Raw genomic sequence first — 21,972 nt, forward strand, 5'->3', positions numbered from 1 at the left:
GAGATCCTTAAAGGTATAGAGCAGGACGATGTTTGAGAATCTAACCGACAGACTGTCACGCACGCTGAAAAATATCAGTGGCCGTGGTCGCTTAACCGAAGAAAACGTTAAGGAAACCCTGCGCGAAGTGCGTATGGCGCTGCTGGAGGCCGATGTTGCCCTGCCTGTGGTGCGTGAATTCGTTAACAATGTAAAAGAACGTGCCGTTGGCCAAGAAGTGGCGAAAAGCCTAAGCCCTGGCCAAGCCTTTATTAAGATTGTTCAAAGTGAACTTGAAAAATCCATGGGCGAGGCAAACCAAGCTCTGGATTTAGCCACTCAGCCGCCAGCCGTGGTGATGATGGCGGGTCTTCAAGGTGCGGGTAAAACAACCAGCGTTGCCAAACTGGGTAAGCTGCTGCGTACGCGCCATAAAAAATCGGTATTAGTCGTCAGTGCTGACGTTTATCGTCCAGCGGCGATTAAACAGCTTGAGACCTTAGCGACTGAAGTCGATGTGGAGTTTTTCCCATCGGACGTGAGCCAAAAGCCAATCGATATCGCTAAGGCGGCCATTGCCCACGCTAAACTTAAATTTATCGATGTGGTGATCCTCGACACCGCGGGTCGTCTGCACGTCGATGAAGCCATGATGGATGAAATCAAGGCGCTGCACGCGGCGGTTAAACCGATTGAGACACTGTTCGTGGTTGATGCCATGACAGGTCAAGACGCGGCGAACACGGCAAAAGCCTTTAACGAAGCGCTGCCGCTCACCGGTGTGATTTTAACTAAGGTTGATGGTGATGCGCGCGGCGGTGCGGCATTATCGATTCGCCACATCACAGGCAAGCCAATTAAATTTTTGGGTGTGGGTGAAAAGACCGATGCCTTAGAACCTTTCCATCCTGACCGTATCGCCTCACGCATATTAGGTATGGGTGATGTGCTCTCACTTATTGAAGAAGTGGAGCGTGGCGTCGATAAAGAAAAGGCGATGAAGCTGGCTTCCAAAGTGAAGCAGGGCGGTAGTTTCGATCTCGAAGACTTCCGTGAACAGCTGCAGCAAATGAAAAACATGGGCGGCATGATGAGCATGATTGAAAAGCTGCCTGGTGTTGGTCAGTTGCCGCCGGATGCTTTAGCGCAAATTCAAGATGGTAAGATGACTCGCCAAATGGAGGCGATCATCAATTCGATGACAGCCAAAGAACGTAAAAACCCTGATTTAATCAAGGGCTCACGTAAGCGTCGTATTGCTGCGGGTTCGGGAACTGAGATTCAAGATGTAAACCGTTTATTGAAACAGTTTACCCAAATGCAAAAAATGATGAAAAAAATGTCGGCTAAGGGCGGCATGCAGAAGATGATGCGTGGAATGCGCGGTATGATGCCTGGAGGAATGAAATTTCCTGGGCGCTAATCTCAACGATTTTCATCAAAGTTGATGTCTTATCAGTTGGTTGATTGTATTTGGAATGATGTGTGCAATTCTATGGCAGGTTTAATAATCGCCAGATTGGGTTGCATTCGTTGAAAAGTCAGGTAAAATCTTCCGGCTTTCTATCTGGGACTCTTCGCGAACACGGGGTTCCAGTTTTTATTTTTGCTTCAAGCAAATCATTAGAGGATTGAAAACGCATGGTTACCATTCGTTTAGCTCGTGGTGGCGCTAAAAAGCGTCCATTTTACAACATCGTTGTTGCTGACAGCCGTAACGCTCGTGACGGTCGTTTCATTGAGCGTGTTGGTTTCTTCAACCCATTGGCCCGTGGCCAAGAAGAAACTTTACGTTTAGACCTAGCTCGCGTTGAGCACTGGGTTGCGAACGGCGCTGCGACAACTGATCGCGTAGCAAAATTGATTAAAGACGCTAAAGCTGCTGCTTAATAGCGTTAAGGTATAGATTGATGAGCAGTAACCAACAGCCAGTCGTACTGGGGAAATTAGGCTCCTGTCATGGCATTAAGGGTTGGCTGAAAATCACCGCCTATACCGATTCTGTTGAAGGTATCTTTGATTATTCGCCTTGGCTTATTAAAGAAAATGGCGAATGGCGTGAAGTAAAAGTCACTCAGTGGCGTTACCAAGGCAAGGCCGTTGTGGCCGAACTTGAAGGTGTCACCACGCGGGAGCGAGCACAAATGCTCACCAATTGCGAAATTGGTATCCTGCCGCAGCAGATGCAATCATTGCCAGAAGACGAGTTCTATTGGCGTGATCTTATCGGTTGTGAAGTGATTAATACTACCGGCTATAACATGGGGATTGTCGATCAAATCGTGGAAACCGGTTCGAACGATGTCCTACTTGTTAAGGCCAACGCTAAAGATAGTTTCGGCAAAGTGGAACGTATGGTTCCCTTTGTCCCAGGGCAATTCATCTTGAAGGTGGATGTCCAAGGTAAACAGATTTTAGTGGATTGGGATCCTGACTTTTAAGTCGAGGTACAACATATGTGGTTAGGGGTAATTACCCTGTTCCCAGACATGTTTCGTGCCGTAACAGACTTTGGGGTTACGGGTCGTGCCGTGAAAAACGGTCTGCTTGAGTTGCACACGTGGAATCCTCGCGATTTCACCCATGATAGACACAGTACTGTGGATGACAGGCCTTACGGCGGTGGTCCTGGTATGTTGATGATGGTGCAACCCTTACGCGATGCCATTCATGCTGCGAAAGCAGCAGCAGGCGAAGAGGCAAAGGTGATTTACTTGTCACCTCAAGGACGCAAGCTGGATCAGCAAGGCGTTACTGAGTTGGCTAAATCATCCCGGTTGATTTTGGTGTGTGGTCGGTACGAAGGTATTGATGAACGCATCATTCAAACGGAAGTGGATGAAGAATGGTCGGTTGGGGATTACGTGCTTTCGGGCGGCGAATTACCCGCAATGACCTTGATAGATGCAGTATCGAGATTGGTTCCTGGCGTGCTAGGAAAACAAGCTTCGGCGGAGCAAGATTCTTTCTCCGACGGTTTACTGGACTGTCCTCATTACACGCGCCCTGAAAGTCTGGATGGACTCGATGTACCTGCAGTACTGCTAAGTGGCAACCACGAACAAATTAGACTCTGGCGTTTGCAGCAAAGCCTTGGTAGGACTTTTCTAAGACGGCCAGAATTATTTGAAAATCTAGCTCTGACTGACGAACAATCGACTCTTTTAGCGCAGTTCGTTGAAGCAATGGACAAGCATGCTTAGTCGTAGCTCAGTTAATTCTAGAACGGAGTAAGTTATGAACAACATCATTAAAATGCTCAACGATGAGCAAATGAAACAAGACGTACCTGCGTTTGGTGCTGGTGATACAGTAGTAGTTCAGGTTCGTGTTAAAGAAGGTGATAAAGAGCGTTTACAGGCTTTCGAAGGCGTTGTAATTGCTAAACGTAACCGTGGCCTGCACTCTGCATTCACAGTACGTAAAATCTCTAATGGCGAAGGTGTTGAGCGTGCATTCCAAACGCACAGCCCTCTGATCGCTAGCATTGAAGTTAAGCGTCGTGGCCGCGTTCGTCGTGCCAAACTGTACTACTTACGTGACCGTTCAGGTAAATCTGCACGTATCCGTGAAAAGCTGGCTACTAAGTAATAGTACCCGCTACAGAAAACAAGACGTAGTGTTCGCACAGAAAACCGCCCTAGTGGCGGTTTTTTGTTGGCTGACGTTTGCCATTTTAGTGATTTCGCGTACGTTTAAGGCTTTCGACAGAGAACCACTGTGCCTTCAAGCCTTTGCATTGTTATAAGAGCCGCTCGTCATTTGAGTAGAATAACTACACATTATTCCTCGTTTCGCGAGCACATGCTTGCCAGAACGAACAAAATCTAATCTCGAAACGTCAACACGCCCTAATGCGATTGGTATAAATGCCGAATTTGTTAAATTCTTCCTTGATCTTCTGCCAATTAATAGGCATATTGGTCGCCTGTTGTAATGGCGTATCATTACAATATTACATGATAGCCTCGGCTATTTAATTCTTCCCCGCAGCGGTTTGAGATCCAGACTCCTGATAACCTGGGGATATGACTTCAGTTTTAGGTGGTAAGCATGCAACAGGATACGATCAATAACGTACACATCAGTTCAGAGAAAGTCCTTATTACACCGCAGGAGCTAAAAGCGACTCTGCCACTCTCTGAGCACGCGTATCGTTATATCCTCAATGCACGCAAAACCGTGGCGGATATTGTCCATAAGCGCGATCACCGCGTGCTTATCGTCACAGGACCTTGTTCTATCCATGATATCGATGCCGCCAAGGAATACGCTTTAAAGCTTAAAAAGTTACACGATGAACTCAGCGATGAGTTCTACATCTTAATGCGAGTCTACTTTGAGAAGCCACGTACCACAGTGGGTTGGAAGGGGATGATTAACGACCCCGATATGGATGAATCCTTCGATGTCGAAAAAGGCTTAAAGATGGCGCGTGAGCTGATGATTTGGCTCGCCGAGCTTGAGCTGCCCGTCGCCACCGAAGCGCTCGATCCTATCAGTCCGCAATATATTTCGGAGCTAGTGACTTGGTCGGCCATTGGTGCTCGCACGACTGAATCGCAAACCCACAGGGAAATGGCGTCGGGTTTGTCTATGCCCGTTGGCTTTAAAAATGGTACAGATGGAAAGCTCGATGTGGCAATTAATGCCCTTAAATCGGCGGCCAGCAGCCACAGATTTATGGGGATTAACCAACAGGGTCAAGTCGCTCTGTTGCAAACGGCGGGAAACCCCGATGGGCATGTGATCCTGCGCGGCGGCGTAACACCAAACTACGATGCGGCCAGTGTGGCTGAATGTGAAGCGCAGCTACATAAGGCCAAACTCAATGCTCGCCTTATTATCGATTGCAGTCATGGCAATTCCTCTAAGGATTACACCAGGCAAGTCCCTGTGTGTGAAGATGTATTTGCCCAGATCTACAACGGCAATAAGTCCATTATTGGCGTAATGCTAGAAAGTCATTTAAACGAAGGTAATCAAAGTTGTGATAAACCATTAAGCGAATTGGCCTACGGGGTTTCTGTGACAGACTCCTGTATTAATTGGGAAAAAACCGAAAGCGTTTTACGTGCGGGCGCATCGAAGTTATCTTCGGTATTGCCAACGCGTTTTGATATGCTCAAAGTGGCCAATGCTTGAGAGCAAATCTTAAGTGCCTAACGTTTAAACACCTTCCTTTTAGGTGGGTAGTGGACCGATAACATGAACGAAAAAACCACAACTGAATTAGAACACCTTCGCGGCCTTATCGACGGCGTCGACCAGCAATTGCTGCATTTACTGCGTAAACGGCTAGATTTAGTCGCGCAGGTGGGCACAGTTAAGCATGCCGCAGGCCTGCCGATTTATGCGCCGCAACGTGAAGCTGCAATGCTGGCAAAACGCCGCGAAGAAGCCAAAACCATGGGTATTGCGCCGCAACTGATTGAAGATATTTTGCGCCGCTTGATGCGTGAGTCCTATCTCAATGAGAAGGATGTTGGCTTTAAGCAAGTGAAAAATGACCTAGGTTCAGTTGTGATTGTGGGCGGGAAAGGCCAGCTTGGTGGACTGTTTCAACAGATGCTGTCGCTCTCGGGTTACCAGGTCAAAGTGCTTGATAAAGACGACTGGCAGCAAGCGGAAACCTTATTTGCTGATGCCGGATTGGTACTGGTAACTGTACCTATCGCCATCACCTGCGACCTTATCCGTGCAAAACTAACCCAATTACCACAGGACTGTATTTTAGCCGACTTAACCTCTATCAAGACTGAACCGATGAATGCCATGTTAGCTGCCCACAAGGGACCCGTTGTTGGCTTTCATCCTATGTTTGGCCCAGATGTCGGCAGTTTAGCTAAGCAGGTTGTGGTGGTGTGTCATGGACGCGAAGCGGATAAATACCAATGGTTACTCGAGCAAATTACGATTTGGGGCGCGCGAATTGTCGAAGCCGAGCCTGAACGCCACGATAATGCGATGCAGTTGGTACAGGCGATGCGCCACTTCTCAACCTTTGTGTATGGCTTAAACCTTTGCAAAGAAGAAGCAGATATCGAAACTCTGCTGCAATTTAGCTCGCCCATCTATCGCTTAGAGCTCGCCATGGTAGGGCGCTTGTTTGCCCAAAGCCCAGAGCTTTATGCCGATATTATTTTTGCCCAACAGGACAGCCAGCATGCGATTGGCGATTATTTGGATAACTATCGCGAGGCATTAGAGCTATTAAAGCGGGGCGATAGGGAAGCGTTTATCAACCAGTTCCAAACGGTTGCTAAGTGGTTTGGTGATTTTGCGCCGCAGTTTCAGCGCGAAAGCCGCATGATGCTGCAATCGGTAAGTGATATGAAAACGAACTGATAATGAATGAGTTAGCCATAAAAAATGCCCATCTTTGATGGGCATTTTTTATGGGTTTTGAGTCACTTTTATTGTGTAAATTAGCAACTGCTTAAGGTGATCGCTCTCTAAGATTTGGCATTCAAGGTAAGAAAACACTGTCGCTTATTTTCGGTTTAGGTAGACTAATTTTAAACATGCATAAATAAAGCATGAATTTAAATTAGGAGTCTATCCATGTTCTGTATTCAGTGTGAGCAAACCATTCGTACACCCGCTGGCAATGGTTGTAGTTATTCCCAAGGTATGTGTGGCAAATTAGCGGCAACCTCCGATCTGCAAGACTTATTAATCTACATGTTGCAGGGTGTTTCCGTTTTTGCGGTAAAAGCGCGCGAGTTAGGCATTGTAGATTCTGAAGTCGATACTTTTGTTCCTAAAGCTTTTTTCTCAACCTTAACCAACGTCAACTTCGATGATGAGCGGATCATTGCTTATGTACAGCAAGCTGCAACACACCGTGAAAATCTAAAAACAGCCTATGAAGCCGCTTGTGAAAAGAGTGGGAAAACGGCAGAGCAGATGCCGCCAGTCGCGCAGTTAGTGTTAGGCACAAGCAAGCTTGAAATGCTGTCTCAAGCACCTATCGCGTCGCTAAATAAAGACAAAAATCACATTCATGAAGATATTTTAGGACTTAGATTACTCTGTTTATACGGCCTTAAAGGTGCGGCCGCTTATATGGAGCATGCGCGTGTACTAGGTAAAACCGATGCTGAGATTGCTGCGGATTTCCATGAGATCATGGCGTTTCTCGGTGAACCGAGTGTTGATGCAGATAAATTATTCTCCACTGCGATGGAAATTGGCCAATTAAACTACCGCATTATGGCTTTGCTTGATGCGGGCGAGACCGAAGCCTTCGGTCATCCTGAACCGACGGTCGTCAACACTAAACCGGTAAAAGGCAAAGCAATTCTGGTTTCTGGCCATGATATGAAGGACTTAGAGCTTATCCTCGAGCAAACGGCGGGTAAAGGCATTCATGTTTATACCCATGGCGAAATGCTGCCCGCACTTGCATACCCAGCCTTTAAAAAATACCCCCATTTAGTGGGTAACTATGGTAGTGCATGGCAGAACCAGCAAAAAGAATTTGCCAACTTCCCTGGCGCTGTGGTGATGACATCTAACTGTATTGTTGACCCGAATGTGGGCCAATATAGCGACCGTATCTTTACTCGTAGCATCGTAGGCTGGCCTGGTGTGACCCATGTGACTGGCGATGATTTTTCAGTAGTGATTGAAAAGGCGCTAGCGCTCGATGGCTTCCACTACGATGAAATCCCACACAATATCACTATCGGTTTTGCCCGTAATGCCTTAATGGCTGCCGCCCCAACAGTAGTTGAAAATGTGAAAAACGGTTCTATCAAACACTTCTTCTTAGTTGGTGGCTGTGATGGTGATAAGTCGGAGCGGAGTTATTTCACCGATTTAGCGAAATCGGCGCCAAAGGATTCCGTTATCCTAACCTTAGGTTGTGGTAAGTACAAATTCAACAAGTTGGAATTTGGCGATATCAACGGTATTCCGCGCTTACTCGACATTGGCCAATGTAACGATGCCTATTCGGCTATTCAGTTGGCTATCGCGCTATCACAAATCTTTGAATGCGATATCAATGAATTACCATTGAACCTCGTGCTTTCATGGTTTGAGCAAAAAGCTATTGTCGTGCTGCTGACGCTATTGTCGCTTGGGGTGAAAAATATCCGTACTGGCCCAACGCCACCGGCATTTTTAACTGCAAACTTAGCCAAGATTTTGGAAGAGAAATTTGGCTTGCGTAATACCACCACAGTGGAAGCCGATCTTAAGACCATGCTAAACGTAGCCTAGGTCGATTGATAGCATAGAATCACTGCGGCTTGACGATAAGGCCGCAGTGTTATGGATACAAAGATTATGAATATCAATACTCTACCCGATATCACTTTATCCTCCACGCCTGCGCGTCAAGACAGTTTCAGTCAGTTAGTGTGTGTGGAACGTTGGAACGAAACCGCTGATGTGGTGAGTTTTCGCTTTCAAGCGGGTGAGCCGATGAAGTTTGATTATAAGCCGGGTCAATTTATGACCTTAGTGCTAGACATCAACGGTGAACAGGCTTGCCGCAGTTATACCCTATCTTCGACGCCGTCCCGACCTTACTCGTTAATGGTGACCATTAAGCGAGTTGAGGGAGGACTCGTATCGAATTATCTGATTGATCATCTACAGCCTGGACAAATGGTACGAGTCCTGCCGCCAACAGGGCAGTTCAATCTGTTTGATATTTCAGCCCAAAAATACCTCTTTTTGAGCGCAGGTTGCGGTATTACACCTATGTATTCGATGTCGCGCTATTTAACCGATACCCAAATGAATGCCGACATCGCTTTTGTACATAGCGCACGAACTCAAGCCGATATTATTTTTAAAACTTCATTAGAGACCATGGCTACGCGCCATCGAGATTTTAAACTGCGTTATATTGTGGAGAATGTCACCACTGATACGGTTTGGCATACTGAGGAAACATTACACGATATCGGCCGTTTAACTGCCAATAATCTACGAGATTTAGTGCCTGATTTTGCCGAGCGAACCGTATTTTTGTGCGGGCCAGAGCCTTATATGCAGGCCGTGAAAATGATTCTGACTGAGCTTAACTTTAATATGAGTAAGCTGTATCACGAGAGTTTTGCTACTGCAGTGAAAGAAGCGCAAAGCCGAGTCAAGCAAGCTGAAATGCAATCAGCAAATCAAGTTAATGCCAGCGCAAGCTTTATGTTATCTATTGGGGATAAAAAGCGGGCCTTAACGGCAGAGCAAACGTTACTTGAGGGGATTGAAGCTGAAGGTTTACCGATTATTGCGGCTTGCCGATCGGGCGTGTGCGGCGCGTGTAAATGCCAAGTGCTCGAAGGGGAGACTGAGTCAACTAGTAGTATGACATTGACGCCAGCTGATATCGAAGCCGGATATGTGTTAGCCTGTTCAACTAAGCTTAAGTCGGATGTAACGCTGTCGTTGGGCTAATATTGAGTTGTTTGAGCCATCCTTAACGGAAATATTTTGGTAGCGTAGTTGCGATTATATCGCTGAGAACGTAAGGTTAAAGACAAGGGCGGAGTTCACGCCCAGTCCCATCGTCCGGCTGGAGTCTCTCAATGACAACGACAACCACTTATGCCGCAAAAATTGAAGATCACAGCTTAGGCCATTTACTTTACGCCTTAATGTCCGGCTTTCCGTTGTTACTGCTTCCTGTGCTGCTGAGCTTGTTTATTAACTTGTCTCAGCGACACTTTCAAGGCAATGCGGTGCTAGCTTCGCACCTGCGTTGGCAACGCCATTCCAATATGATTTTTTTAGGACTCTTAATATTAGGTTATTGCTTGCCGATTACTTGGCTTAGTCTTTCGATTTATCTCTTTGGTATTATTTGGTTTTGTCATCGGATAATTAAAGGCTGGTTAAGTCTATTGGATGGTTTAGAAGTCTAAAACTTGTGCTAGAGTCTCTTCATCTTAGGGTGATTAGAGACTCTTATGACTAGTTATCAAATTCTGTGTATTCTCTGTGCGTTAGCCTTAGTCACCTCAGTGGCATCCTCGCGTTTGCATAAGCTGCAAGAAACCGTCGCCATTACCGCATTAGCCTTGGGCATGAGTCTGTTGCTATTACTGGGCGGAAAAGCCCTTGGCGGTAATGTTTATGGTTACTTTGTGGCAGGGCTGGAGAAACTCGACTTTCAAGCCTTATTGCTCAATGGCATGTTAGGTTTTCTCTTGTTTGCTGGGGCATTACAGATCCGCTTAAAAATCTTAAGGCATCAGAAATGGGAAATCCTCATCCTTGCCTTTGTCAGTACCTTGCTCTCGACTTTTATCGTCGGTGGTTTGCTTTACTACATAGCTCCCATGTTGGGATTGCCCTTGGCCTTAAGCCATTGTTTGCTCTTTGGCGCCTTAATTTCACCCACAGATCCGATTGCTGTATTAGCCATTTTGAAGAAGATGGGCGCGCCCGAAGATATTGCGATTCAGGTGGAAGGGGAGTCGCTCTTTAACGATGGCATTGGGCTGGTGATTTTTGTGGCCATCTCCCATCTAGCCTTTTCAACTGAGCCGCTGACCTTCACGCAAATCTCGTTATTGTTTGTTCAAGAGGCGCTCGGGGGCATCGTTTATGGCGCAGTGCTGGGCGTATTGTTGCACCATTTCTTTCGCTACTGTGAGGAAGAAACCCAATTAATGCTGGTGACTTTACTGATCCCGACGGCGGGTTATGTTATCGCCGAAGTATTAGGGGTGTCGGGGCCTCTGGCGATGGTGAGTGCGGGGATGATTATCGGCAACTACAGCGTGCCTAAATATTTTGTGCGCCATGAGCGGGTAAAACTCTATACTTTTTGGTCACTGATAGAGTCCTTCTTTAATGCGTTGCTGTTCCTTCTGCTGGGATTATTACTCCTGCTCGTCACCTTTAAGGCGCCATTATGGTGGTTTATGTTAGTGGCTATTCCATTGGTGTTAACGGCGCGGGCGGTGAGTGTATATTTGCCGTATATCGGATTTAGGTTGGTTAAGTCTTACAATCCCTATGCCGAGTCGATACTTATCTGGGGTGGGCTCAGAGGCGGTTTAGCCTTGGCCATGGCGATGAGTTTACCCGAGGGCGTTATTATCGATTCACAAAGCGGTGTCGAGCTGCGAGAGCTACTGCTCGTGATGACCTATGCCGTGGTGGTGTTTTCAATCCTAGTACAGGGCTCGAGTATGACGGGGTTAATTCGCCGCAGTAATGCGGTGGCAACAGATACCAATAGCCAGATTGCGCCTGAGCGAACCTAGCCCTGCTGCGTTTAAGCTTGAGGCCTAAAATCCTAAAAGCCCTAAACAAGACAGCCACGATATTCGTGGCTGTATGTTCCTTTGTATCCTTATACGCTCAAATTAGCGATATAACTCCCTAACGACCTCGGCCATCAGCGCCAATGCGTCATGTGCTTTATCTTCTTCGAGGGAGCAATTCAGCACAAGACCATCGGCTTTGAGCTGTTTAATCCCTTGGGTTTGCAGTAGCAGCGCATCTTCACTGATGGCATAACAAGGATTAATCACTATAGGGAGATGACTGTTGGCCTTGATTTGGATGAGGCTTGCTAAATCCAAAGTGGGTAAGTTGGCATTGTTATAGGTACGAATGCCCGAGTCACATAGGATAAGCTGTTGGTTACCTTGGCTTAAAATCGTCTCCGTTGCCGCCATAAACTCCTCATAGCTTGCCATATCGTTACGTTCGAGGAATAGCGGGATTGGCAAGGTGCCTGCCTGAGTCAGCAAGGCCTGATTAAACATTTGTTTGCCCGTTAAGAACAACATATCAGCATGGCCTGTCGCCAACGGCATATTCGTCGCCTGTTCGATGGCAATAACACAAAGCAAATCATACTGATGCAGGGTTTGGCGCAGCTTAGGGATGATGGCTTCTGCTGAGGCGAGCGAGTGGCATCCGTCTAAAATCACCGCTTGGAAACCCGCTTCTTTTAGCTGTTTCACTCTGCGCTCAAAGGCGGATAAGACGGCTGGTGACGACTCTAACAGCAGGCTTTTGCTCAGAGTTATCTTGGCAATAGTACCAAGATGGCCTGCGCCAATGGTAAAGGGGCCGCAGTGAATTTCACTCGCCTGCGCCTTATAAGCCTTAGTGTAACGATAGGGAGATGACTTAGTGCTTACTTCACTGAATACTTCGGCTTTAGAGGTATTAGGTTCAATCAACAATTGGCTATTGCTGAGTTGTGTCGGTTTTACGGTTTCGCAGGGGTAACACCCCAATACTTTGATAAACCGCGTGATCCTCTCGAGCTGTTTGAGCCCTTGCTGCATGGCTTCGCTGGAAATATTGGCATCGATATCCAGATAGAACATTTCTTCCCACGGTGTGCCAGGAATAGGGCGAGATTCGAGTTTGCTCATATTCAGTTGATGCGCCTTGAGCACCAATAGGGCTTCAACCAACGCACCCGCCTTTTGGCCTGTGGCCATAATCAGGGTGGTTTTTGCGGGCAATTGCTCCGGTACGGCTACGGCTTTTCGTGCTACAACAATAAAGCGGCTTTGGTTAATCTTTTGATTGGCAAGTCCAGACTCAATTGACTCGAGTTGGTACAGCGCGCCACCTTCTGTGCTACCAATCGCAGCGGCGCTATTGTCGGTAGACTGGTTGACCTTCTCCATGGCTTCGGCGCTACTTGAGCAATATTCCAGTCTTAAGCCTTTGTGCTGGCTAAGATAGCGGCTGCACTGACTGATGGGCTGTGGGTGAGCATAAACAGTTTTGATATCGCTCAGTTTGCTGCCCGGTTTGCCCAATAGGCAATGGCTTACTTCAATGGTGGTTTCGCCCACGATGGAAAGACTGGTATGTTGCAGTACGTCATACACTTCGTTGATTGAGCCGGACGAAGTGTTTTCTATCGGCAAAAAGCCATAGTCGGCGTGACCTGACTCAACGGCTTGGACTATCTCATCGAAACTTTGGCAGCCTAAGTCGAGCATCTCAACCTGACGACGTTGGCAATAGCGAGACGCGGCAAGGTAAGAGTAGGAGCCGCGGGCGCCAAGGTAGGCGATACAGTATTGTTGTTTTTGCGTTTCAGGGTTAGCGCGGCCGTGAAGATAAGCCTGTTGATTCAGTACCGAGTCTTCGATAATGCTTTGATACAGCGAGATAACATAATGCGCGTCTAAGCCTTTTTCTCGCCCTGCCGTCACTAATCTTGCCAGCAGTTCTTTTTCCCTTTGGGTGTCACGAATGGGTCTCACATCCACTTCTTTACTGCGGGCCACTTCAAGACTTAAGCGGCGACGTTCGGCGAGTAACGAGAGAAGCTCATTGTCGAGCTGGGTTATTTGCTCTCGAGTGTGATTTAAAGGCTGTGGTTTTTGCATTCTGACCTCATTTGCCGCCGGATTCTCAAGCGTTTAAGACGAAAAAGCCTCCCAGTGGGAGGCTTTGGATTTTTACTTTCGTTTTTACACAGTAAATCCGCCTCCTAGAGTGGGGGTGTAAAAAAGAAAGTAAAAAACGCTAAGGTATTTGTTTTCATAGGGACTAAAACTAAAGGGCGAGGGCGTGGCTGTCAATCAAAAAATATTCAATAGCAGTATTCTTTCACATCGAGGTTGTTGTTAACTCTTCTCACGCAATCAAATTGAATGAACAGATAGTTAATCGCATTAGTCTCAGTGGCATTTCGCTTTCTTTGCGGCATAAAAAAGGCGAAGAAATGTTTCTTCGCCTTTTGGTCTTGTTAGGGATTATTCGCCTAATTCGACGCCAGCACGGTTGATCAGGAACTGAGTCAAAATCGGTACTGGGCGGCCGGTTGAACCTTTATTGGCACCGCTGTTCCACGCCGTACCTGCGACATCTAGGTGAGCCCAGTTGTACTTTTTCGCGAAACGCGAGAGGAAACAAGCCGCAGTAATCGCGCCCGCTGGACGACCACCTAAGTTGGTCATATCGGCAAATGGGCTATCGAGCATATCTTGGTACTCATCCCACAGTGGCATACGCCATGCGCGGTCACCACTCTGCTCACCTGCATTGAGTAGCTCGTGCGCAAGTGGATTATGTGATGAGAACAGACCCGATGCATGTTTACCTAAGGCAATCACGCAGGCGCCAGTGAGCGTAGCTGTGTCAATCACTAATTCAGGATCGAAACGTTCAACATAGGTTAACACGTCACACAATACCAGACGGCCTTCGGCGTCGGTGTTCAGAACTTCAACAGTTTGCCCTGACATGGTGGTTAAAATGTCACCTGGGCGGTAAGCGTTGCCCGATGGCATGTTTTCACAACCAGCGAGAATACCGACGACGTTGATAGGCAGCTTCATTTCACAAATGGCTTTCATGGTGCCGATAACACCTGCTGCGCCACCCATGTCGTATTTCATTTCATCCATGGCTTCGCCCGGTTTTAATGAAATACCGCCTGAATCGAAAGTCAAGCCTTTACCAATCAATACGATAGGTTTTTCCGTGCTGTCGACGGCACCTTTGTATTCCATCACTGTCATAATGGATTCATTGGCGCTGGCGCGACCTACGGCAAGGTAAGAGTTCATGCCGAGTTTCGCCATTTGCTCTTCACCTACAGTTGATACATGTAGATTTTCGTGGACTTCGGCCAATTGGCGAGCTTGAGAGGCTAAATAGGCTGGATTACAGATATTTGGCGGCATGTTAGCCACATCGCGGCATAAATGCATACCAGCAGAAACGGCCATGCCGTGCTCAATCGCGCGTTCACCTAAGGTTAATTCGCGACGTGTTGGCACATTAAATACTAATTTACGCAGCGGACGACGGGTCTCACCTTTACGGGTTTTGAGCGCATCAAAGCTGTATAAACTGCTATTGGTGGTTTCGACCGCTTGGCGAACTTTCCAATAGGTATCGCGACCTTTAACGTGTAACTCGGTTAAGAAGCATACCGCTTCCATTGAACCGGTTTCATTTAAGGTGTTGATGGTTTTAGTGATGATCTGCTTGTACTGGCGCTCGTCTAGTTCTCGTTCTTTGCCGCAACCGACTAACAGCACTCGTTCACTCAATACATTAGGAACGTGGTGCAGTAATAACATCTGCCCAGGCTTACCTTCTAAATCGCCGCGACGCAGTAGATTACTGATATAACCTTCGCTAATCTTGTCTAATTGCTCGGCGATACCGGATAGACGGCGGGGTTCATAAACACCGACAACGATGCAGGCTGAGCGTTGTTTTTCGGGGCTACCGCTCTTTACGCTAAACTCCATGAGCACTCCTAGATTCTTAAAGACAAATTTTTATATTTATTGGATAATGTCTGCTTGTCCCGAAAAGGGCCTAAGTTATTACTCCAAAGGTGATTTATTCTCGGCACTTGAGTCACGTTTTTGTGAAAAAGCCGTGACATTTAATGTAAGCCAGGAACCCCTGAAGTTGGTCAGAAAACTACCAAAAGTAAACAGTTTACATGAAAGTTAGTCTGTTACCAGCAAAAAGATAAGTTTAGAGACCGGATCCTACCTGTGATTGTATTTAGATACCTTATTCGAGAAGTTTTAAAGGCGCAAATTGCGGTACTTTTTGTACTGTTAACTATTTTTATTAGCCAGCATTTCGTGCGCATATTAGCCGACGCCTCAGACGGTGAATTTCCCGCTTCTCTCATTGCCACCTTGATAGGCCTTAATTTACCCTATCTGGTTGTTCTGGTTTTACCTTTAAGCTTATTCCTTGGGATATTAATGGCCCATGGTCGCATGTATGCCGAGAATGAAATGGTCATTCTGCACGGTGTTGGTGTGAGTGAATGGTATGTTACCCGAGTTACTTTGATTCTCGCCGTTATTAACATGTTGTTTACTGGGTATTTATCCCTTTATGTTGCGCCTTGGGCGGAGGAGCAACAAAACCAAGTGCTGGAGAAAGCACAATCTGAAGCAGGCCTTGCCGCGCTCGTGCAAGGGCGTTTTCAGGCCAGCCCCAATGGCCGTGCGGTACTGTTTGTCGAACGCATTGGCAAGGATAATGAGCTTGAAAAAGTATTTGTGGCCCAACTCCCCGATCCAAATGACGAAATTGGCTTGACTAACGTCGTTGTTGCCAAGGGGGGGCGCGTTAATGAAGATCAAAATGGCTCACAGCAGTTACAACTCAATGATGGGGTGCGTTATCAGGGCAGCCCACAACAAAAAGACTACCAAATGATTGAATTTGGTGGCTATAAGATGCAAATCAAAGAACAACAGGTTGATGAACGTCGCCGTAAACTTTCAGCTTTACCGCTGGCAGACTTGATGAAAGTAGAAGGTTCTGAAGCCGTTGCTGAGTTTCATTGGCGTCTAGCAATTCCGTTGGCGATTCCTATTATGACCTTAATTGCAGTACCTTTGGCTCGGGTCAATGTGCGACAAGGCAAGTTCGCCAAAATGCTCCCCGCTGTTCTCTTGTACCTAGGTTATTTTGGTCTGATGGTTGCGGGTCGTAAAGCGCTGCAAGATGGCGTTATTCCTCAGTATTTAGGCATGTGGTGGATCCATTTGTCGGCACTGATAATGGGGATTTTACTGCTCGGTAAAGACAGGCCCCTATTTGCCCGTTTATCAGCGGCAATGGCGCGTAAAAAGGTGGCTGCATGAAGATTTTAGACCTTTATATCGCCCGAGTTTTATTAAGCACCTCGGCGTTATGTTTACTGGTGCTGACAGGTTTGTCGGGCATTATTAAGTGGGTAGACCAACTGCGCTTAGTGGGCCGCGGCACTTACACTATGATGGACGCGGGGATTTATGTGCTATTCCTTGTGCCCCGCGATATTGAAATGTTTTTTCCGATGGCCGTGCTGTTAGGTGCCTTGATCGGTATGGGGATGTTAGCCTCTAATTCGGAGCTTGTCGTCATGCAAGCATCGGGCATGTCGCGTTTGCAGATAACCCTTTCAGCGATGAAAACTGCCGTGCCGCTGATGCTGATGGTAATGGCATTGGGTGAGTGGGGCGCCCCAATTGCGGAGCAAAAGGCTAATGAACTTCAGGCCATCAAGCTCTCCGGTGGCAGTTTGATTAAATCTCACCGAGGTATTTGGGCAAAGGATGGTGATTTGTTCGTGAATATTGGTGAAGTTGCGGATATCGATAAGCTCAATAATATCACTTTATATAAGTTTAACAGTGAGTTAAAGCTCACCAATGTCGTGCATGCTAAAAGTGCATTGTTCAGTAAAGACAGCTGGCATCTCTCGGATGTTAAGCGTACCGATTTAAGCTATGACGAAGTGAAACTTGAGCATTTAGATGAAGATATTTGGCGCTCAAGTTTAACGCCTGACAAGCTCAGTGTGGTATCTGTTAAGCCTGAGGCTTTATCGATACGCGGCTTAATGGGATACTTAGAGTATCTTAATAGCAATAGCCAAGACCCAAGTCGTTACGAATTAGCCCTTTGGCGCAAGGTGATGCAGCCTGTTACCGTAGGGGTGATGATGCTGGTGGCGTTATCCTTTGTATTTGGACCGTTGCGGACAGTGACTATGGGGGCGCGGGTGTTACTCGGTGTGGTTGCTGGATTTAGTTTTTATATCAGTAATGAGATATTTGGCCCCATGAGTATTGTTTATGAACTACCTGCGTATGTCGGGGCGATGGCGCCAAGTCTACTATTTACGGGTATTGCCTTTTACTTTATCCGGCGGTGATAAACGCGGGTAATAAAAAAACGACGCCATGGCGTCGTTTTTTATTGGGACAATTTTATAAGCGACTAACAGTGAGATTTAACTGCTAAATTTAAGCGCCATGCCAATTACGCATTTGGTTAGCTTCTTTGGATAACACAACTACTTCAGAACGGGTCATCATATCCTGCAGTGCGAGTTTATCGTCGTTGATCAGCACCCACAGATTACCAATACCAAGTAATGACCACACAATGCGAGCGTAAGCGGTGATAAGGCTTAGATTTTGGCCGTTTGGGTGCTGGATCTTAAGGCGCCAGGCGCGCATCCCTAGGGTTTGGCCGCCCTTACTCCAAAATAGCGCATAGAAAGTGCCTACACAGAGCGCTAACCAAAGTTGATAAATCCCATGGTAAATCGGTGTGCCATTGAGGGCGTCGGACACATGCTCAAAGCCATTCATGCTAACGAGGCCAGAGGCTGTGAGTCCAAAAAAAATACCAAAGCCAATAGCGCCCGAAAACATATATACGGCTACCGCTAGCAGTAGGTCATAGATCATTGCCCCTAGGCGGCGAAAGAATCCGGCGCGGGGAAAGTTGGCATGTTCAGCATTTAACATCGGCGATCCTAATTCTAAATGGATAAATGACGATAAGGTTTAGGCTTCGGGTTCTTCATCACGTACAAAGTGGATATTGCTAAACCCAAAGCGAGCAAATTCGACTTTGCGATAATCTTTTTCAGCCTTGGCGCCTTTGCGTGAGGTCATGGCAATTTGTTGCTCCATCGCCAGAAACTTGGTTAAGTCTATACCTTCGGCCTCCGCTACGGCCTCGTATAAATCGTGGTGTTTAGCATAACTAAAGGCAATGGTTTTCGTCTCACCTTTGAAGGTGTAAGTCACTTGACGCGCCATGGATATCTCCTGAAATAAGTCCTGAAATGGTTCTGAAATTAATTAAATTCGCTTCTAAAAATAAAATACACCGCACCGAGGATGCACAGACCCGCCCAGAGATAATCGAGTTTCAGTGGTTCCTTCATGTAGAAGTAGGCGAAGGGCACAAACAAGCTTAAGGTAATGACTTCCTGTAGGATTTTTAATTGTCCGACATTCATCACTGTGTAGCCGATACGGTTAGCCGGCACTTGCAGTAGGTATTCAAACAGGGCGATGCCCCAACTGACCAAGGCAGCGATAATCCAAGGCTTTGAGCCTAAGGACTTTAAATGTCCGTACCAAGCAAAGGTCATAAAAATATTGCTAAGACAGAGTAAACCGATAGTCGTCAGGGTTGGATTCATCATTCTTCTCGATGATTAAGTTTATAAATCATGTACATGGCATCATCAGTGTAGCTACTAAGGCATTTCTCTATGGCTTTAGGTTTAAAGCCCATTTTGCGCCAATAGCTATCAGCGCCTTGCACTGCCACTAAGGAGAGGGAGCTCAAGTTAAAGCGATCGGCAAGCTGCTTTAGACGCATTAAGGCTTTAGACCCCGCGCCTAAACCTTGAGCCTTTGCCGATATCGCAATATCGTGCAGATACAAAGTATCGGCCTTAGGTAAATGGGTGATTGGCTCATAAAGTGCGGGAGGCATATTGGTGGTCCAAGGATGAGCAAGACAATAGCCCACCACTGTGTCATTTACCTCAAATACAAAACAGGATTGAGGTGATACGTGCCACTTGCTTTGCAATACATGCAGGGGTTCAGGATCCAGTTGAGAATAACATTCCTCCTGGATCTGTAAAATAGCATCCCAATCCTGTGGGGTGATTGCACGCAGTAACATGGTCGACCTTTTTCCGTCCAAAAGCAGTTTGAATAAATAAGTCCGGGATTATATACCCAAATCGCAGCAAAAGCTTTGAAACTCCGATAGTGATGCGATTGCGCCAACTAAGCGCTAGAGTGTTATTGCCAACGCTTTATGACCTAGCGCTATTGCATTTAGCCCAAATAGCGTTGAGTTAAATGCTTAGCCAGATATTGACTGTTTAACGGCTCGCCCGTGGCTTGAATGATGAGTTCATCCGTTGTCAGTAATGAGCCTTTGGACCAAATATGCTTGCCAAGCCAGTCAAATACTTGGGATAACTGACCGTTATCGATAAGGTTTTCAATAGGGCCTAAACTTCGCTCCATTGCAAAACGGCACTGAGCAGCATACATGGCGCCTAGGGTATAGCTAGGGAAATAGCCAAGTTCACCGACTGCCCAATGGATATCCTGCATACACCCATCGCGATAGTTACCATCGGTATTGATCCCGAGCAGTTGTTGCATCTGGCTTGACCAAAAGTCGGGTAGGTCATCCACACTCAAGCTACCGTCGATAAAGGCTTTTTCGGCTTCAAAGCGTAATAAAATATGGCAAGGATAGGTGACTTCATCGGCATCGACGCGGATAAGCCCTGGATTGACGCGGGTGTAGTGTCTTGCCAAGTCTTGGGCGCTGAAATCGCAGCCGAAGTGCTGTTTAATCAGTGGCTGCAATTGCCGTAAAAACGCGGGATTGGCACCGAGCTGCATTTCACAAAATAAGCTTTGGCTCTCATGGACGCCCATGGAACGAGCCAGTCCTGCGGGCTGACCACGCCATGGTTTCGGTAAGCCCTGTTCATAACGGGCGTGACCAGTTTCATGCACTATGCCCATGATAGCGCTGCTAAAATCGGCTTCATTATAACGCGTCGTGATGCGCACATCGCTGGGCACTCCACCACAAAATGGGTGGCTGCTGATATCGAGCCTGCCATGGTTAAAATCAAACCCTAAATAGGCCATCACGGCTTGGCCAAGGGCTTGCTGGGCCTTGATTTCGAAGGGGCCATTAAGGGTAAGCTTGGGTTCACTGGCTTGTTTTGCCAGCACATCTTGAATAAGAGAGGGTAACCAAGTTTTTAACTCGCCAAAGGTTTGTTCGAGCTTTGCCGTGCTCATGCCGGGCTCAAATTTATCGAGCAGGGCATCGTAGGGAGAGATGTTAAGGGCCTGTGCGCGAATTAAGGCTTCTTCCCTCGCGAGGGAAATCACCGCTTTTAGATTCGGTTTAAAACCTTGCCAATCATTGTTTTTACGTTGCTCACGCCAGGCATTTTCACACTGGTAGGCCATTTTTGTTTTGGCCTGTACCAGCTCGCCGGGCACTAAGGTCGCCTGTTGATACTGATATTGCATTTCCCTCAGATTGGCCTGTTGCTCTGGACTCAGCGCCTCTTGTGAGGCTTGTGCTAGGTTATCACCAAGCTCTGGCGCCGTTTTAAGGCTATGGATATGTAATGCCAGCTCTGCCATCGCATCGCCACGCTCACTGCCGCCGCCCAAGGGCATCATTGCTGCCTGATCCCAATCACCTAGCGCACTAAAATGTTCAAAATGTGAAATTTTCTGGAAATGCGCCGTAAGTTTATCGTAACTTGGCGTAGGTTGTTTGGTGTTCATAGCGGTATCCATAGACTCAATCTTAAGGTGCGGTCGTTATCTATTAGCACGAAAAATAACAATAACAACATGATAATATCATGCAGTCAAAAGCACACTAGACCCCTAAAGGGAGGACGTGAACATTATTGACCATAACGGCTCACGCCATTATGGCGTAATGGGGAGTTATTCAAATCTACTTTAGGATAAATTTTTGTTTGGAAACTAAGCTTGCCTTGCTATGCTGTCACTCGTAAGTTGATAATTACAGTGAAGTAAATGGACTGCTGTATCGTTCAAGGAGATGACTATGTGGGCGTTTTTAGTTGAACAGCCTAACCTACCTTACACTATTGCCTTCGCCTGTGTGCTTGTCCTTGGTGTTTTTGAAGCCTTATCACTCGTCATAGGATTAAGTATGATGAGCGCCTTAGACCAGTGGGTGCCTGCTGATGTTGAGTATGATGCTGATATTGGTGGTAGCGGACTCACAGGGATTGCTGGCTGGCTTTGTCTCAATCGTTTGCCGCTACTTATCTGGTTTGTGCTGGCACTAACCAGTTTTGCCATTGCAGGCTATCTCGTTAATTACATTAGCTTAATGGTCTCGGCTACCTTGCTGCCGCAACTATTTACCTTACCTATCGCCGTAGTTGGCAGTGCATTGTCTTGTCGTTATCTTGGCCGAGTACTGGCCGATTTGCTCCCCAAAAATGAATCTACCGCCATCTCCCTTGATGACTTAAGCGGTTATGTCGGCACTATCACCTTAGGCTGCGCCATTAAAGGCATGCCATCGGAAGCGGTTGTTCGCGATAAACATCAACAAAAACATTATGTATTAGTCGAGCCTGAAACTTCAGGTATCGAGTTTGCTAGTGGTACTCAAGTGGTGCTGCTTAAAAGAGAGGGAAGAGTCTGGTCTGCGACTCGCTTTGATAATTAA

At 46.9% G+C, this 21,972-nt stretch carries 21 protein-coding genes and 1 other annotated feature; of the genes, 14 read left to right on the plus strand and 7 right to left on the minus strand.

All coding sequences use genetic code 11. The features are described from left to right. Positions 1 to 28 precede the first annotated feature (28 nt). From ffh to HG547_RS02945, 11 genes are all read left to right on the plus strand, one after another. Positions 29 to 1,402, plus strand: coding sequence for a signal recognition particle protein (gene ffh, locus HG547_RS02895; protein ID WP_037415628.1), 1,374 nt, complete (start codon positions 29 to 31; stop codon positions 1,400 to 1,402). Positions 1,403 to 1,620: 218 nt separating this feature from the next. Next, the gene (rpsP, locus tag HG547_RS02900) at positions 1,621 to 1,869 is read left to right on the plus strand and encodes a 30S ribosomal protein S16 (protein WP_011071566.1); all 249 of its coding nucleotides are present in this window, start codon (positions 1,621 to 1,623) and stop codon (positions 1,867 to 1,869) included. Between the two features lie 20 nt (positions 1,870 to 1,889). Further along, positions 1,890 to 2,420, plus strand: a complete 531-nt coding sequence (gene rimM / locus HG547_RS02905; RefSeq protein WP_037415631.1) for a ribosome maturation factor RimM — start codon at positions 1,890 to 1,892, stop codon at positions 2,418 to 2,420. Positions 2,421 to 2,435: 15 nt separating this feature from the next. Further along, positions 2,436 to 3,182, plus strand: a complete 747-nt coding sequence (gene trmD, locus HG547_RS02910) for a tRNA (guanosine(37)-N1)-methyltransferase TrmD (RefSeq protein WP_037415633.1) — start codon at positions 2,436 to 2,438, stop codon at positions 3,180 to 3,182. A gap of 34 nt (positions 3,183 to 3,216) precedes the next feature. Continuing rightward, complete coding sequence (gene rplS, locus HG547_RS02915; RefSeq protein WP_006080791.1) at positions 3,217 to 3,570, plus strand: 50S ribosomal protein L19; 354 nt, start codon at positions 3,217 to 3,219, stop codon at positions 3,568 to 3,570. A gap of 462 nt (positions 3,571 to 4,032) precedes the next feature. Further along, positions 4,033 to 5,124 carry a 3-deoxy-7-phosphoheptulonate synthase gene (locus HG547_RS02920; protein ID WP_037415636.1) on the plus strand — a complete coding sequence of 364 codons (1,092 nt, stop codon included), beginning with the start codon at positions 4,033 to 4,035 and terminating at the stop codon, positions 5,122 to 5,124. Positions 5,125 to 5,187: 63 nt separating this feature from the next. Continuing rightward, the gene (gene tyrA, locus HG547_RS02925) at positions 5,188 to 6,327 is read left to right on the plus strand and encodes a bifunctional chorismate mutase/prephenate dehydrogenase (protein ID WP_037431256.1); all 1,140 of its coding nucleotides are present in this window, start codon (positions 5,188 to 5,190) and stop codon (positions 6,325 to 6,327) included. Between the two features lie 216 nt (positions 6,328 to 6,543). Next, the gene (hcp, locus tag HG547_RS02930) at positions 6,544 to 8,208 is read left to right on the plus strand and encodes a hydroxylamine reductase (RefSeq protein WP_169546963.1); all 1,665 of its coding nucleotides are present in this window, start codon (positions 6,544 to 6,546) and stop codon (positions 8,206 to 8,208) included. 66 nt (positions 8,209 to 8,274) lie between these two features. Continuing rightward, positions 8,275 to 9,390 carry a hybrid-cluster NAD(P)-dependent oxidoreductase gene (locus HG547_RS02935; RefSeq protein ID WP_224020866.1) on the plus strand — a complete coding sequence of 372 codons (1,116 nt, stop codon included), beginning with the start codon at positions 8,275 to 8,277 and terminating at the stop codon, positions 9,388 to 9,390. A 131-nt stretch (positions 9,391 to 9,521) separates the two neighbouring features. After that, positions 9,522 to 9,857 (plus strand): hypothetical protein, encoded by a 336-nt coding sequence (locus HG547_RS02940; RefSeq protein WP_169546965.1) that lies wholly within the window; start codon positions 9,522 to 9,524, stop codon positions 9,855 to 9,857. Between the two features lie 45 nt (positions 9,858 to 9,902). After that, the gene (locus tag HG547_RS02945) at positions 9,903 to 11,207 is read left to right on the plus strand and encodes a sodium:proton antiporter (RefSeq protein ID WP_169546966.1); all 1,305 of its coding nucleotides are present in this window, start codon (positions 9,903 to 9,905) and stop codon (positions 11,205 to 11,207) included. 102 nt (positions 11,208 to 11,309) lie between these two features. Here the strand turns inward: HG547_RS02945 and HG547_RS02950 are convergent, their stop codons facing one another. Together HG547_RS02950 and pepA are read right to left on the minus strand one after the other, a co-directional pair. After that, complete coding sequence (locus HG547_RS02950) at positions 11,310 to 13,310, minus strand: chorismate mutase (RefSeq protein WP_169546967.1); 2,001 nt, start codon at positions 13,308 to 13,310, stop codon at positions 11,310 to 11,312. A gap of 37 nt (positions 13,311 to 13,347) precedes the next feature. Next, positions 13,348 to 13,466, minus strand: a sequence feature (Phe leader region). Positions 13,467 to 13,679: 213 nt separating this feature from the next. After that, complete coding sequence (gene pepA, locus HG547_RS02955) at positions 13,680 to 15,188, minus strand: leucyl aminopeptidase (RefSeq protein WP_047538030.1); 1,509 nt, start codon at positions 15,186 to 15,188, stop codon at positions 13,680 to 13,682. Positions 15,189 to 15,443: 255 nt separating this feature from the next. Here pepA and lptF point away from each other — a divergent pair, with 255 nt between their 5' ends. Continuing rightward, positions 15,444 to 16,556: an LPS export ABC transporter permease LptF gene (gene lptF, locus HG547_RS02960; RefSeq protein WP_037415652.1), complete on the plus strand. Its 1,113-nt coding sequence runs from the start codon at positions 15,444 to 15,446 to the stop codon at positions 16,554 to 16,556. Continuing rightward, positions 16,553 to 17,611, plus strand: coding sequence for an LPS export ABC transporter permease LptG (gene lptG / locus HG547_RS02965; RefSeq protein ID WP_037425424.1), 1,059 nt, complete (start codon positions 16,553 to 16,555; stop codon positions 17,609 to 17,611). The genes lptF and lptG overlap by 4 nt, the downstream gene beginning before the upstream one ends. 91 nt (positions 17,612 to 17,702) lie before the next feature. Here the strand turns inward: lptG and HG547_RS02970 are convergent, their stop codons facing one another. The 5 genes from HG547_RS02970 to HG547_RS02990 form a co-directional block, all read right to left on the minus strand. Beyond that, entirely contained in the window at positions 17,703 to 18,212 is a 510-nt protein-coding gene (locus HG547_RS02970) for an RDD family protein (RefSeq protein WP_069454493.1), read from the minus strand. A gap of 39 nt (positions 18,213 to 18,251) precedes the next feature. Further along, entirely contained in the window at positions 18,252 to 18,509 is a 258-nt protein-coding gene (locus tag HG547_RS02975) for a DUF2960 domain-containing protein (protein ID WP_011071581.1), read from the minus strand. A 38-nt stretch (positions 18,510 to 18,547) separates the two neighbouring features. Further along, a complete protein-coding gene (locus HG547_RS02980; RefSeq protein WP_037415674.1) occupies positions 18,548 to 18,898 on the minus strand; it encodes a DMT family protein in 351 nt (116 codons plus the stop codon). Then, complete coding sequence (locus tag HG547_RS02985) at positions 18,898 to 19,392, minus strand: GNAT family N-acetyltransferase (protein WP_088585887.1); 495 nt, start codon at positions 19,390 to 19,392, stop codon at positions 18,898 to 18,900. Before HG547_RS02985 ends, HG547_RS02980 begins: the two co-directional genes overlap by 1 nt. A gap of 158 nt (positions 19,393 to 19,550) precedes the next feature. Beyond that, entirely contained in the window at positions 19,551 to 21,056 is a 1,506-nt protein-coding gene (locus tag HG547_RS02990; RefSeq protein ID WP_169546968.1) for a carboxypeptidase M32, read from the minus strand. Between the two features lie 280 nt (positions 21,057 to 21,336). Between HG547_RS02990 and HG547_RS02995 the strand changes: the two genes are divergently transcribed. Next, positions 21,337 to 21,972 carry a YqiJ family protein gene (locus tag HG547_RS02995; RefSeq protein ID WP_037425429.1) on the plus strand — a complete coding sequence of 212 codons (636 nt, stop codon included), beginning with the start codon at positions 21,337 to 21,339 and terminating at the stop codon, positions 21,970 to 21,972.

The organism is Shewanella sp. DNRA4, assembly GCF_012843185.1.
GTDB classification, from domain to species: Bacteria; Pseudomonadota; Gammaproteobacteria; order Enterobacterales; family Shewanellaceae; genus Shewanella; species Shewanella xiamenensis.